We start from the raw sequence: 12,447 nt of genomic DNA on the forward strand, positions 1-12,447 counted from the left end.
GGCGGAGCTGGCCGAGCAGATTCCGCAGGACGGCATTGACCTCGTCTTCCGGAATGTGACCCTTCGTGGCTTCTGGCTCTACTCGCCGCACTTCATGGGATCTGGCGGGGGTCAGTTCAGCGAACGCATGAACTCCGTGAGCGTCACGGACGTCGCGGCGGCGTGGGCGGGCTGCCAGTAGAAACGGTATACGAGAAAGCCGATCCCGCCCAGCGCCACCACGATCGTGGTTCTGTCCAATTCGTAGAAGCCGACCATCCCTCCCATCACGACGGCCGTGAGCACGGCAATCGCCACCGCGGGCCACGTGTGGAAGATCCCGTTGAGCGTGCTCTCCCCCCAATACGACTCCTCGGGGGCGGACTGCGCGCCCGCGGTGCCCACGCTTCCGACGACGATGGCCACCAGCACGGCAATCGCCGTCACGGACAACCGGTGTCGACGCATCGCACTCCTCACCCCCCCGGCACGAAGCGCAGCAGAATAGTGGTGCCCACACTCCCGCCGGAGTAGACTCATCCACGGACCGGCCGAGCCGGGTGTCCGGGGTGACGCAGATGGAATGGTCCGTGGACCCCCAAGAAGCCGTGGGGCTCCTCGCCGAATGCGTGCGCGTGAAGACCGCGAACCCTCCCGGGGAGGAAGCGAGACTGGCCGAAATCCTGGCCCGACGCCTCGGCGGTGCGGGCGTACCGGTCGAGGTGCACGTCCTCGCGCCGGGGCGCGCCAACCTGTCGGCCCGCCTCGCGGGAAGCGGCGGGCGCCCGGCGCTCGTCCTGAGCGGACATACCGACACGGTGCCGCCGGGCGAGACGCCGTGGAAGGAGGATCCGTGGTCGGCGCGCGTCGTGGGCGACCGGCTCTACGGGCTCGGCGCGGCCGACATGAAGTCCGGGCTCGCCGCGATGGTGATGGCGTTGATCGAGATCCGCCGCGCCGGCCTGAGACTGCGGGGCGACCTGGTGCTCGCGGCGACGGCGGGGGAGGAAGTGGACTTCATCGGCGCCCGCGCGTTCACATCCACGGGGGCGCTGGCCGGCGCCGGTGCGATCGTGATCGGCGAGCCGACGTGCGGGGAGGTCGCGGTGGCCCACAAGGGCGGGATGCGGCTCGCGGTCACCACGGCGGGACGGACCGCGCACGGCTCGATGCCGGAGCGGGGGGTCAACGCCATTCTTCGCATGCAGGAGGTGATCGGCCGCCTTCGCGCGCTGCGCTTCCCGGCACACCCCCGGCTCGGCGCGCCCACCCTCAGCATCAACACGATCCACGGGGGCACCGCCCCGAACGTGGTGCCCGACCGCTGCCGGATCGAAGTGGACTTGAGGACCGTGCCCGGGCACGATCCCAACGCGTACCTCGGGACGGTCGTCGAGGCGGTCGGCGATCTAGGGTTTCCGGTCGACGTCGCGCTCGCTGCGGTGGCTCCCGCCGTCGAAACCGACGCGGACGCGCCGATCGTGCAGGCCGCGCTCGACGTCGTGGAGCGCCGCCCGGGACGGCCGCGGCGCGTCACCGCGCTGCCGTACGTGACCGAGGGGTCCGTGTACCAGCCGGCCTTACGCGTTCCCGTGATCATCTGCGGGCCGGGAGAGCCGGGACAGGCCCACCAGCCCAACGAGTGGGTGGCCGTGTCCCACTATCTGGACGCAATCCGGTTCTACGCCGCGGTTGCGGAGGCATATCTCGGGTAGGCGCCCCCAACCGGGGGGGGCAGGGGACGCCTGCTTGAGGATACGCCTCAGCGGTGAAACGTGCTGAAGGAGCCCTGAAGCAGCGCCTCCACCTCGTCCGGCGTGGCGTCGCACATATCGCCCGGGTGTGTCTGCTTGAGGGCGGCCAGCGCGACGCCGGCGCGCAACCCGTCGGCGGTGCTCCCCCGCAGGGAGCCGTACAGGAACCCCGCGGCGAACGCGTCGCCGCGCCCGATCCGATCCACCACGTCCGCCGGATACGCCGGCACCTGATGCGGCCCCGCGCCGTCCTGCGCGAGGGCACCGCGCGCGCCCAGCGTCAGCACCAGCACGTCGCAACCGAAGCGGCCGCGGAGGGCGGCCGCGACCGACGGCGGGTCGCCGTCCGCGCCGAAGACGGTTCGGGCATCCCGGTCGTTCACGAAGACGATGTCGAGCCCGCGGATCAGCGGCTCGAGCGTGGCCCGCGCCGCCTCCGGCGGCCAGAGCGTCGCCCGGTAGTTGACGTCGAACGAGATGCGGGCGCCCCGCCGCCGCGCTTCCTCGATCGACCGTTCGACCAGGCGGCGTGGCCCCTCCCCGAGTCCGAGCGTAATGCCGGTGAGGTGGACGACGCCGGCGCCGGCCAGGCGATCCCACTCGACCGCGTCCGGATCGATCTGCGCGAACGCCGAATCCCGCCGGTAGTACAGGACTTCGCCCGGCCGTGGCCCCGTCGCGGGCTGGACGAAGATCAGCCCGACGCGGCCGTCCGGTGCCCACAAGACCCCGTCGGTATCCACGCCGCGCCCGCGGATCGCCGACGCGATGTGCCGTCCCAACGGATTCCGCGGGAGCCGCGAGATCCACGCCGTGGCGACGCCCAGCCGGGCCAGGTTGGCGCAGACGTTGGATTCCGCGCCGGCGACGTGCGCAGTGAAGACCGGCGCCGACTCCAGGGTCTCACCGCCGGACGGCGTGCAGCGGATCAGCGTCTCACCGATGCCCACGACGGCCGGGGTCATCGATTCGAGACTTCACCGCCGGAACCGTTCCGGCCCTCCATGCGGGCCATCCCGTAGGAACCCGCCGTGCCGAGAGGCAATTTGTCCGCATACACTCAGGGAACCGACCACGACGTGGGAGGGGCCGGCATGCGATCGTTCTCCGGGCGCGTCGCGCCCATGCTGCTGCTCGCGGTGCTCGCGGCATCGACGCTTGGACCCGCCGGGGGCCCCGCGGCCGGCGCCGGCCTGCCGATCAAGATGATCTACGCGCAGGCGAGCGCCGCGTTTACGCCGCTGTGGGTCGCGCTCGACCGCGGGTTCTTCACGAAGCAGGGCCTCGACGTCACGTTCGCACAGGTCACCGGGAGTTCCGCCGTCGCCACCCTGTCGTCCGGGGAGGCCCAGGCGATGGCCATCGGAGGGACGGAGGTGGCCGATTTCGACGCCGCGGGCGGCGACCTCACGCTCATCGCCGCCGGATCCAACTATCCCGTCTTTTCGCTGTACGTCGACAAGAGCATCCACTCCGTGCGCGATCTGATCGGCAAGAAGATCGCCGTCACGCGCACCGGCACGTCGACCGACACCACGGCGCGTCTCTTCCTGGAACACTACGGCCTCACGGGCAAGGTCGACATCATCAGTGCCGGCGGGACATTGTCCGGCATCATGGCGGCGATGTCGGCCGGCCTGGCCGCGGGGGGGATCCTCTCCCCGCCGACGACGGCCAAGGCGGAAGCCGCCGGCTTCGTGGAGCTCGTCAGCGGCGTCCGGCTCGGCCTGCCGCTGGTGCAGGCGGCGCTCGCGGTCCGGAAATCCTACATCGCGCAAAACCGGGACACGGTGTTGCGCATCCTTCGGGCCTACGTCGACGCGTGGGCCTTTGTGCGGGAGCCGGCGAACGCCGCCGCGGTGCAGACGGCCATTTCCCACTATACCGGGGCGTCCACGGAGGACGCGGGCGTCGCGTACAAGGCGTTCTTCCCGGCCTGGCAGGCGCGCGTGCCCCGCGTGGACTCGCGCGGCGTCGAGAACAACCTGCGCTTCAGCGCCAACCCCCAGGTGCGCAAGATGGTTCCCGCCTCTCTCATCGACGATTCCCTGCTCACCGAACTGGTCCGCTCCGGTTATGTGAAATAATCCCCGGCATCGGCCTGGCGTGTCGAATCGTCGTCTGTCTGGCGCGAGCCGTGGGTACAAGTTCCATAGCGAGGTCGGCCACGAGACGCCGTGCGATGAGGCACGACCGGTACGGCCCCGGCCGCCGGTGGTGTCCGTGTTCCGGGTGTTCCGGCCGCCGGGGGCGAAGTGAGGTCTTGCGATGAACGACACGCCCGGATCGGATCTTTCGCGCGCGCGCCCCGACAAGCCGCTCGCCTTTCTCGCGCGGCTCGCCAACGAGCTGACCATGGTCCTGAGTTTCGCGGAGCTGCTGGACGGCACGCTCACGATGCTCGCGGAGGAGGCCGGGTTCGACTCCTGCACCGTCGGCCTGATCGATGAAGCCAACGACGTGATCACGCTCGTGCGCGCCGTCGGAATCCGGGCCGATTACACCGGGTTGATCGTTCCGCGCGGCCGGAGCCTCAACTGGACCGTCGCCGAATCGGGGGAGCCGCTGTACGTGCCGGACATGTGCAGCGACCCACGGGTGTACCGGCTGCACGACAACATCGGCTCCGGCATCTACGCGCCCCTCACGGTCCGCGGCCGCGTCATCGGCGTGCTGAGCGCCCACCGCAGCGCCGCCGGCGCGTTTGGTCCCGAAGACCTCGACGTGCTCACCGTGGTCGCGCGGTACCTCGCCGGCGCGATCGAGGTAGCCCGTCTGCACGAACAGCTCCGGGAGCTGGCCAACACCGATGAGCTCACGCGCCTGCCCAACCGCCGGTGCATCCTGGAGCGGTTTGCGGCGGAGCTGAGCCGCGCGGGCCGGGACGCGCAGGCCCTCAGCGTGGCGGTCGTGGACCTCGATGACCTGAAGGGGATCAACGACACACGCGGGCACCAGACCGGCGACCTCGTCCTCACGCAGATCGCCGACGGGCTGCGGCGCCGGATTCGCGCGCACGACATCGTGGGGCGGCTGGCGGGCGACGAGTTCATCTTGCTCTTCCCCAACACAGACCGCGAGCAGGCCGAGCTCATCATGCGGCGGGTCGAGGACCTCGAGATCGCCGCCGCGGTGCCGGGCCGCGCGCTCACGCTGTCCTGGGGACTGGCGACCTGGCCGGCCGACGGCGTGGAGGTCGACACGCTGATGGCCGTCGCCGACCGCCACCTCTATGCGATGAAGCGGGCGCACCTCGCGGAGCGTCCGTCCCCCGCCGGCGCCCCGAGCGTGCCCCCCGCGCACGACACGGTCGCCGTTTCGCGGGAGGGCGCCTGATCTCCAGGCGCAACGCCGGCGGCGTCGCGCCGGCGGCGGCTCGGGCGCTGGCGATCGTTCTCGCCACTCGCGTCGTGCCCGTAATCCGCACGGCATCGGCCGAATGGGCGGAGGAACTGGCGGAAATTCTCATCGCCGCCGGACTCGAGGTCGTCGAGATCACGTTCACGGTGCCGAACGCCCCGGCCGTCATCGACCGTCTGCGGACGCGATTCCCGGCCGTGCTGATCGGGGCCGGTACGGTGACGGGCGCCGCCGCCGCCGAACAGGCCGTCGGCGCCGGCGCCCAATTCCTGCTCAGTCCGTCGCTTTCTCCCGGCATGGTGGCGGTTGCCCACCGGCACGGCGCGCTCGCGGTCCCCGGGGCCTATACGCCGACGGAGGTGCTGGCGGCGCTCGAGGGCGGGGCGGAGTTGATCAAGATCTTTCCCGCCGAGGTGGGCGGACCGGCGCACATCAGGGCGCTCCGCGGGCCGTTCCCTGAGGCCCGGTTTCTTCCGACCGGCGGAGTCCGGCCCGATAACGTGGCGGAGTGGTTCGCGGCGGGCGCCGCGGCGGTCGGGATCGGGTCGGCGCTCGTCGGTCCCGCCGATCGTCCGGTCGATGCGGGCGCCGTGCGGAAGCGGGCGGACACGCTGGTCCGGGCGGTGGCCGCGCAGCGGACGGCGGGGTAACGGAGGGCGCTACCGCTCGGCGTCGCGCGCCGCGCCGTTCCGGTCCCGGCGGCGGACCACCGTCGACATGATCTGACCGAGCTCCGTGATGCCTCCGAGCGCCGCCACGACCTTGGCCCGCGCGCCCCGCACGCGGGCGCGCAGTTCGCGGACGTCTTGCTCGATCGCCCGGCGTGTGGGGGCTAGTCGATCCGGAGAATCCGCGTCCGGAACCATCGGGCATCCTCCTTTGCCGCCGCGATCGTGGCGCGCATCCGCCGAACGATGCGGCGCAGGGTCACCGCCGTCGCGAGGAGCAGCGCTCCCGCGAACACGGTGACGCCGGCGAACACAACGAGCGCGGCCGCCCAGGCCGGGAGCACCAGCGACAGCGCCAGCACCGCCGCCACGACGAGCAGGCCGATGAGGTAGAGACCGAGCATCATCACCGTGGAGAGCAGGATCATGCTCACGACCACATCACGGATGACACGACGCAGATCCTGCGCGGCGGCCAGTCCGTGCGCCGCCGCCATGTCGCGCAAGTTCGCCGCGAGACGCCTCAGGATCGTGCCGGTCGGCTCGCCCGCCGCGTCTCCGTCGTCAGGACCCGTCCGCCGTCCGTCGCCGAGGACGTCCCGGTCCTGCTGGCGTTTCCCGAACATCGAGGCCCACCTCCGTCGCCGGCAACACAACCTTACCCAGGATGCGCGGGAGCGCGCGGCCCCGTCTGGCGCGGGACTTCCGGCCGCCCGCAGGCGGCCTCCTGCCGGGGTATCGCGGCCTTCGATAATACCGGCGGCGTGCCCTGCGGCCGGTGACGCAGGAGGACCGCGGCAACCTCTGGAACACGTAGCTCCCGCCATGACTTCGCCTCGTGAGGATCCGCCGTGATCGAGCGTCAGATCGTCGTGGTCGGCGCCGGCCCGGCGGGTTTGGCCGCGGCCGCCGAGGCGCAGACGGCCGGCGCCCGAGTGCTGCTGCTCGAGGAACGCGCCGTGCTCGGCGGGCGGGCCGTCCTGGTCCCCGGGGCCCGCGGACTCACCGAGGGATTGATGCGCAATCTCGGCAGCGCTGAAGTCTGGCGCAACAGTCCCGTCTGGGCGATCGCGGGCCGTTCGCTCGCCGTGCTGCGTGCGCAGCGCGTGGACACGGTTGCCGCCGCCGCCGTGATCCTCGCGACGGGGGCGCCCGAGGTCATGATGCCGTTTCCGGGATGGACGCTCCCGGGCGTGCTCACGATCGAGGGCGGCTGGGAGGCCGTTCGTTCGGGCCGGATCGCGGCCGAGTCGGGGCCCGCCGTCGTCGCCGCCCGAGGGGAGGCCGCCGCGCTGGCGACGCGCCTCGCCGAGCGCGGCCTGGCGGTGACGCTCGTCGCCGCGGACCGGCCGGGCGGCGTGCCGGAGACGATTCCCGTGGTTTCCGGCGCTGTGGCCGAAGCGCGCGGCGCCGGCGCGGTCGAATCCGTGGTGCTGGAGGACGGCAGCGCGCATCCGTGCCGGCTGCTGTGCGTTGAATCGCCCCGTGTCCCCGCCACAGACCTTGCCCGTCTCGCGGGCTGTCCATGCATCTATGAGCCGCAGCTCGGCGGCGTCGTACCCCGTTACGATCCCATGATGGCGCTGCACGGTCCCACGGCGGGCCTGTTCATCGCGGGCGATGCGGGCGGCGTCGACACGCCTCGCGCCGCCGCCGAATCCGGACGCCTCGCCGCCCGGTCGGCGCTCCGGCTGCTCCGGCTGCTGGAGGATGCCGACGCCAAGATGGCCGAGGCGCGGCAACGCCTCGCGGCGACGGGGGCACCGCTCCGGCATGCCGCACGCGAAGCGCTGATGCTCGGCGCGGTGCCGGACGAGCAGGTCGACACGTGGATGCCGCGTTCCGGCACGATGATGTGTCCGTGTGAAGTCGCAGCACTCGCCGCGCTGCAGGACGCCGTCGCGGCGGGTGCCGTGACGCCGGACGCGCTGGCCGCCGAGACGCGGTGCGGACTCGGCGAGTGCCGGTGGCGCCGCTGCGGGACACCGGTGATGCGCTGGCTCAGCGCGGTCTGCGAGATGCCGATCGGCCGCCTCCCGCTGCCGGGGCTGTGGCCGCCGCTCAGACCGCTGCCGCTCTCGGCGTTGCTGCGGCCGGGTCCCGAGGGGACGGCGCCTCATGCCTGAGCGTGACCGCGGGTACGAAGTGGCCGTCCTGGGCGCGGGCTGCGTCGGGGCCGCGGTGGCCTATGTGCTGGCCCGGCGGCGTCTGGCGTCGGTCGTGGTCGACGCGTCGCGGCCGGATACCGACATCCCCTGGCCGGCGGCCGTGGCGGTGCAGGGCGGCAGCGTGCCCGACGTGCGGCTCGCGCTGCGCAGCGCGGAGCGATTGCCCGGGCTCCAGGATGCCGTCGGTCCGTTCGGCTACCGGCGCACCGGTGGTCTCATCGTGGCGCTCACGGAGGCGGAGGCGGACGTGCACCGGGGGCGCGTGTCCGAGGCCCAGGACGCCGGATTGCCCGTGACGTGGTTGTCGCGCGAAGAGGCGCTCCGTCGGGAGCCGGGGCTCAGCGAGGGGGTGCTGGGCGCGCGCTACTGCGGCTACGACGGCGTCGTCGACGGCCCGGCGCTGATGCGCCGCCTGCTCGCCGCCGCCGGCCGGTTCGGCGCCGTCGCGCACGTCGGCTGCGGCTACGTCATGATCGGCCGCGGGCCCGACGGCTTTCGGATCCAGGCCGGGCGCGACGAAATCATCGCGCGGCGGCTCGTGCTGGCCTCCGGGGAGATGTTGCGCGCGGTGGGACGGCAGATCGGCGTGGACCTTCCGCTTCGAACGGGCCGGCGCCGGATGTGCGTGACCGAGCGAGTCGGCCCGCTGCTCCGGCACACGGTCAACGGCATCCACCAGATGCCGTCGGGCGAGGCCGTGCTGGACCCGCCGGTGGCGCTCGAGGAGGGAGCCGGCGCCGCCGACGTCTCCGAGGTGGTCGAGAGTCTGCGCCGGATCGCAACAGCGTCCGTGCGCGCCGTACCGGCGCTCGCGACGGCCCGGATCCTCCACGCGCCGCTCCGGGTGTCGCTCGAGCCGGCCGACGGCCGGCCGGCCGTCGGCCGGCTCGAGGACCGGGTCCACGTCGCGATCGCCGGGCCGGAGCAGGCCCGTACCCATTTTCCGATCATCGCCGACGCGATTGCCGAGGTCCTCGCGAGAGACCGGCAGCCGGAGGATCTCGAGACCTGGGCCCCCGACCGCTTCACGGCGGCCGAACTCGGGGCGGGAGTCGAGGGGGAGGATTCGTGTTAACGTTCGTAGTAGGTAGAGAACACTTTGTTGGGCTGTAAGGCCTGGGGGAGGAATGAAGTCGCTATGCCAAAGGGCACGGTGAAGTGGTTTAATCGGGAGAAGGGTTATGGTTTTATTACCCCAGAGGAAGGTAAGGACGTGTTCGTGCACTACACGGGCATCGCGGGGGAGGGCTTTCGGAACCTGGAGGAGGGCCAAGTCGTCGAGTTCGAGATCACGCAGGGCCAGAAAGGCCCTCAGGCCCAGAATGTGAGGGTCGTGGGCTAGCACCGATAATCCCAACGGCCCCAACGACAATCAAAAGGAAGATGCCGGGCGCAAACCCGGCATCTTTTGTTGCAGCCAGAGTTTATTCTGTAGCGGATTTTGATGAGTGATTGCTCATTTGCGCTCATTTCTCAGTTTTCGTCTCATTCCGGCCCGATTCGGGGCGCCTGAGACGCGATTTTTACAGGCCTTTCTTCACGGAATGTTGCGAATGGCTTGAGATGCGTGATAGATTAAAACGAGGTTAGTCGAATGGCGAAAACCCTGCGCAAGGCCGGAAAAAACGCAAAGGGGCGGGGGCGGGCGGAGAAAAGAGCCCGGACGAGCGCATCGAGGGCAGCGAGCCCAGCCCGCCCGAGCGGACGACGGCCGCGACCGCGAACCGGCCGTGTGCGGGTGGTGCGATCACGGGCGACCCGCGCGCGAAAGCCGGCCCGCCCGCTTCCACCGGCCGAAGTGCTGAGCGAACGGCTGTTCTTCTCCAGCCTGGAGCGCAGCCTGCGGGATAACCGTCTCGTGTGGGAGGCACTGGCCAAGCGGTGAGGTACCTCACGGCCGACCAACTGAGGGCCGTCAATCAGCGTATGATCCGTGCGACCGGGGGCCTGTACCTCGCGGGCGAGCAAAACGTCGTCTACCCGCCGAGTCTCGACTCCCTCGTCAACTTCGTCCAGCAGCGAATTGCCCTTCGGCCGCAACCGTCGGTGTGGGATCTCGCGGCCTTCTATTTGGATCGGTTGATCCGCGATCAAGTGTTCCACGACGGCAACAAGCGCACCGCGCTCGAGGCGACCCGGCTCTTCCTCGAGAGCGCCGGCTATCGGCTCTCGCTGGCCCCCGCGGGCGAAACCGTCGAGTTCATCACCGGCGTGGCCAAGGGTGGCGTCAATCGCGACGCCATCGCCGCGTGGCTGCGCGTTCATTCCAAGCGGAAGAGCAACGGCAGGAAGTAGGCACCTCGCCCGCCGCTTGGGCCACGGCCGGCCATTCCCGCGGATGCCGCGTGTCTTGACACGGTGGCGCACGCGCGCGATGATGTGGCCAGTAACGAAAGGAGGTGATGCGGATGGCCCATAGTAGACCCGGCTCCATGTCGTACCGTCCGACCTGCCACCAGTATCCGCTGTTCGAGGTGATGGCCGGGTAGACGTCCGCACGTCCGGCCGCCATCAACGCAGCGGCGTAGCTGGCTGATGACGGTTCGGCAGGAGACTCCGCGTACGGCGTGCTCCGAGCTCGCAGGTCCCGGGGACGCCGCGTAAGGCAGGCGCACGATAGGCTCCACCGGCGGGGCCCGCCCGATCTTCGGGCGGGCCCCGCTGCATCCGCGTCCCGGGAGTCCGGCGGGCGTCAGGGTTGCGGGATCGCGTCCCAAAGGTTGAGGCTGTTGAGGTATATCAGGTCGAACAGCATCGTGCCGTGCGTGAGGGCGTCCGACATGCGGATCGCGCGGGTCAACCGCCGCGGCTGACCCTCGTACAGCGTCAGGAGCAGCGAGCCGACGACCGGGGTGTCCCCGTGGACCAGCCGGACCCCGAGCATCGCGCTGCCCTGGACGCTGATCGTCGGGCTGTCGTGCTGCCGGATCGCCTCCTCCACCGTCACCGGCCGGTAGTACAACCCGATCATGAGATAGTCGAGCAGCGGCGCGAGCCCGGCGCGCACCCAGGCATCGCCGATCCACGAATAGGGCGCCCTCGCGTCCGGGCTCGCCCAATTCACGCCTTCATCATAATAGACGGAGTACCACGACCCGACGTACATCGCGACCGCCACGCCGGGGCGCACGGTCCTGGCGACCGCGGCCGCCGCCCGCGTGTACGCCATGATCGTATGCGCGCGGTACCCGAGCCAGGCTTTGTAGAGGGGACCGGGCCGCCGGACAATGCCGTAGCCTCGCGGCACGTACGCGTAGATGTCTTCCGGCCAGTGTGCCACGGCGTGCCCGATCGTCCGCTCGAACGCGGCCCGGCTGAAGTCCGAGAAGTCCTCCGCCAGGTCGTCGTACCGCGTCCGGTCGAGGACGATGCCGTCGAGATCATAGCGCGAGACGATCTCGTGGATCGCGGCGAGCTCATAGTTCCAGACTTCGGGATTGGCGGGGTTTGCAAAGGCGAAGATGTCGTGCGCGGAGGAGGGCTCCAGCCGCGTCTCGACCGGCCCGATCGTGACACGCGCGCCCGGCGCCAGCGCCTCGCGCATCCAATCGGCCGCGGCCCCATGTCCCGACAGCACGTATCCACCGGGCGGAATCGCCGCCGCCCCGGGATCGGCGGGGCCCTGCGCACGGTCCCGAACGTCGGTGACGGCGTCGTTCGCCACGGCCGCCTCGACGCCCCAGCGGGACGCCGGACTCAGGCGTCCGCTGGCGGGGGTGTAGAGGACGAGCTGGTCCTGGCCCCGGGGAACATCGACGCCCCCGAGTTCGTAGGATTTGGTGGTGCCGGACGCGGTGACGCGCCGGAAGGCGACGTAGGCCGTCGCCTGAAAATCAGGATGCGTGAACGATGGGCCGACGCCCATCGGAGAGTAGCCTTCGCCGAAGGTGTTGATTGCCGCGTGGACCTTGATGCCGCGGGCGTGCGCCTCCTGGATGATCGTCTCCAGCAGGTCGTAGTCTCGCGGATACCACTGCGCCGGGGGCGGGTACCCAGTGCCCGGCCCGGAGTGGGGGATCGGCGACGCGGCGATCGCCGGGATAAACGTGCTCGGGTAGATGACGTACCCCCAGGCGTTCTTCGCTTCCGGCATGACGACGTCGACGCCGGCGGCTTTCGCGCGATCGAGCGCGGCGCGCACCCCGGCGACGGTGCTGAGCTGGACGAGGTTGGCCCCCGGTTCGATCCACAGCGCGCGGTGCGGGACCTCGGGATGCGCGGCGACGGCCGGCGGCGTGAACGGTGCCGCGAGCAGCGTGACGGCGACGAGAGCGGCGGCGGGCCCGGCGAGAGTGCGGGTGAGGACTCTGCGCATGAGTTTCGTTTCTCGACGGCCGCGGCCGATCTCCTGGCCGCCGCGGCCCGACACGTGCCCCCCGTGATGCCTCAAAACTAAGTGTTACCGAAGAGTCGAGTGATGCCTCAAAGGGGTGTTACCGAGAGACGGCGCTCTGTCCTGTTTCGTCTCGTCGAGTGCCCGGCCGGTCGGCAAGCGTCCAGAGGCGCTGCAGCCGCTCC

Annotated in this window: 14 protein-coding genes; 9 read left to right on the forward strand and 5 right to left on the reverse strand. The window is 70.8% G+C overall.

Features of this window, described 5'->3' with window-relative positions; genetic code table 11:
• Positions 1-111 precede the first annotated feature (111 nt).
• A complete protein-coding gene (locus tag VGZ23_07560) occupies positions 112-447 on the reverse strand; it encodes a hypothetical protein (protein ID HEV2357449.1) in 336 nt (111 codons plus the stop codon).
• Between the two features lie 110 nt (positions 448-557).
• Between VGZ23_07560 and VGZ23_07565 the strand changes: the two genes are divergently transcribed.
• On the forward strand, positions 558-1,694 hold the full coding sequence (locus VGZ23_07565) for a M20 family metallopeptidase (GenBank protein ID HEV2357450.1): 1,137 nt from the start codon (positions 558-560) through the stop codon (positions 1,692-1,694).
• Positions 1,695-1,741: 47 nt separating this feature from the next.
• On the opposite strand, the gene VGZ23_07570 is transcribed toward VGZ23_07565, so the two are convergent.
• Positions 1,742-2,698, reverse strand: a complete 957-nt coding sequence (locus VGZ23_07570; protein HEV2357451.1) for a sugar kinase — start codon at positions 2,696-2,698, stop codon at positions 1,742-1,744.
• A 129-nt stretch (positions 2,699-2,827) separates the two neighbouring features.
• Between VGZ23_07570 and VGZ23_07575 the strand changes: the two genes are divergently transcribed.
• The 3 genes from VGZ23_07575 to VGZ23_07585 all read left to right on the forward strand — a co-directional run bounded on the left by VGZ23_07575 (position 2,828) and on the right by VGZ23_07585 (position 5,743).
• Positions 2,828-3,820 carry an ABC transporter substrate-binding protein gene (locus tag VGZ23_07575; protein HEV2357452.1) on the forward strand — a complete coding sequence of 331 codons (993 nt, stop codon included), beginning with the start codon at positions 2,828-2,830 and terminating at the stop codon, positions 3,818-3,820.
• Between the two features lie 181 nt (positions 3,821-4,001).
• A complete protein-coding gene (locus VGZ23_07580) occupies positions 4,002-5,069 on the forward strand; it encodes a sensor domain-containing diguanylate cyclase (protein HEV2357453.1) in 1,068 nt (355 codons plus the stop codon).
• A 53-nt stretch (positions 5,070-5,122) separates the two neighbouring features.
• On the forward strand, positions 5,123-5,743 hold the full coding sequence (locus tag VGZ23_07585) for a bifunctional 4-hydroxy-2-oxoglutarate aldolase/2-dehydro-3-deoxy-phosphogluconate aldolase (protein ID HEV2357454.1): 621 nt from the start codon (positions 5,123-5,125) through the stop codon (positions 5,741-5,743).
• A gap of 9 nt (positions 5,744-5,752) precedes the next feature.
• Here the strand turns inward: VGZ23_07585 and VGZ23_07590 are convergent, their stop codons facing one another.
• Both VGZ23_07590 and VGZ23_07595 read right to left on the reverse strand, forming a co-directional pair.
• Entirely contained in the window at positions 5,753-5,959 is a 207-nt protein-coding gene (locus VGZ23_07590) for a hypothetical protein (protein ID HEV2357455.1), read from the reverse strand.
• Positions 5,926-6,387 (reverse strand): phage holin family protein, encoded by a 462-nt coding sequence (locus tag VGZ23_07595; protein ID HEV2357456.1) that lies wholly within the window; start codon positions 6,385-6,387, stop codon positions 5,926-5,928. Before VGZ23_07595 ends, VGZ23_07590 begins: the two co-directional genes overlap by 34 nt.
• Before the next feature lie 225 nt (positions 6,388-6,612).
• Here VGZ23_07595 and VGZ23_07600 point away from each other — a divergent pair, with 225 nt between their 5' ends.
• The 5 genes from VGZ23_07600 (at position 6,613) to VGZ23_07620 (ending at position 10,224) form a co-directional block, all read left to right on the forward strand.
• A complete protein-coding gene (locus VGZ23_07600; GenBank protein HEV2357457.1) occupies positions 6,613-7,887 on the forward strand; it encodes an FAD-dependent oxidoreductase in 1,275 nt (424 codons plus the stop codon).
• Positions 7,880-9,004, forward strand: a complete 1,125-nt coding sequence (locus VGZ23_07605; protein HEV2357458.1) for an FAD-dependent oxidoreductase — start codon at positions 7,880-7,882, stop codon at positions 9,002-9,004. The genes VGZ23_07600 and VGZ23_07605 overlap by 8 nt, the downstream gene beginning before the upstream one ends.
• A 63-nt stretch (positions 9,005-9,067) precedes the next feature.
• The gene (locus VGZ23_07610; GenBank protein HEV2357459.1) at positions 9,068-9,271 is read left to right on the forward strand and encodes a cold-shock protein; all 204 of its coding nucleotides are present in this window, start codon (positions 9,068-9,070) and stop codon (positions 9,269-9,271) included.
• 396 nt (positions 9,272-9,667) lie between these two features.
• Positions 9,668-9,814 (forward strand): hypothetical protein, encoded by a 147-nt coding sequence (locus tag VGZ23_07615; GenBank protein HEV2357460.1) that lies wholly within the window; start codon positions 9,668-9,670, stop codon positions 9,812-9,814.
• A complete protein-coding gene (locus VGZ23_07620; GenBank protein ID HEV2357461.1) occupies positions 9,811-10,224 on the forward strand; it encodes a type II toxin-antitoxin system death-on-curing family toxin in 414 nt (137 codons plus the stop codon). The genes VGZ23_07615 and VGZ23_07620 overlap by 4 nt, the downstream gene beginning before the upstream one ends.
• A 397-nt stretch (positions 10,225-10,621) precedes the next feature.
• Here the strand turns inward: VGZ23_07620 and VGZ23_07625 are convergent, their stop codons facing one another.
• Complete coding sequence (locus tag VGZ23_07625) at positions 10,622-12,244, reverse strand: alpha amylase family protein (GenBank protein ID HEV2357462.1); 1,623 nt, start codon at positions 12,242-12,244, stop codon at positions 10,622-10,624.
• Positions 12,245-12,447: the final 203 nt, after the last annotated feature.

The sequence above is a fragment of the bacterium genome (genome assembly GCA_035945995.1).
GTDB lineage: Bacteria > Sysuimicrobiota > Sysuimicrobiia > Sysuimicrobiales > Segetimicrobiaceae > DASSJF01.

Coding starts and splice junctions, on each gene's coding strand:
- VGZ23_07590 (HEV2357455.1), bottom strand. CDS start 5,959: ATGGTTCCGGACGCGGATTCTCCGGATCGACTAGCCCCCACACGCCGG.
- VGZ23_07570 (HEV2357451.1), bottom strand. CDS start 2,698: ATGACCCCGGCCGTCGTGGGCATCGGTGAGACGCTGATCCGCTGCACG.
- VGZ23_07560 (HEV2357449.1), bottom strand. CDS start 447: ATGCGTCGACACCGGTTGTCCGTGACGGCGATTGCCGTGCTGGTGGCC.
- VGZ23_07580 (HEV2357453.1), top strand. CDS start 4,002: ATGAACGACACGCCCGGATCGGATCTTTCGCGCGCGCGCCCCGACAAG.
- VGZ23_07595 (HEV2357456.1), bottom strand. CDS start 6,387: ATGTTCGGGAAACGCCAGCAGGACCGGGACGTCCTCGGCGACGGACGG.
- VGZ23_07575 (HEV2357452.1), top strand. CDS start 2,828: ATGCGATCGTTCTCCGGGCGCGTCGCGCCCATGCTGCTGCTCGCGGTG.
- VGZ23_07610 (HEV2357459.1), top strand. CDS start 9,068: ATGCCAAAGGGCACGGTGAAGTGGTTTAATCGGGAGAAGGGTTATGGT.
- VGZ23_07605 (HEV2357458.1), top strand. CDS start 7,880: ATGCCTGAGCGTGACCGCGGGTACGAAGTGGCCGTCCTGGGCGCGGGC.
- VGZ23_07625 (HEV2357462.1), bottom strand. CDS start 12,244: ATGCGCAGAGTCCTCACCCGCACTCTCGCCGGGCCCGCCGCCGCTCTC.
- VGZ23_07565 (HEV2357450.1), top strand. CDS start 558: ATGGAATGGTCCGTGGACCCCCAAGAAGCCGTGGGGCTCCTCGCCGAA.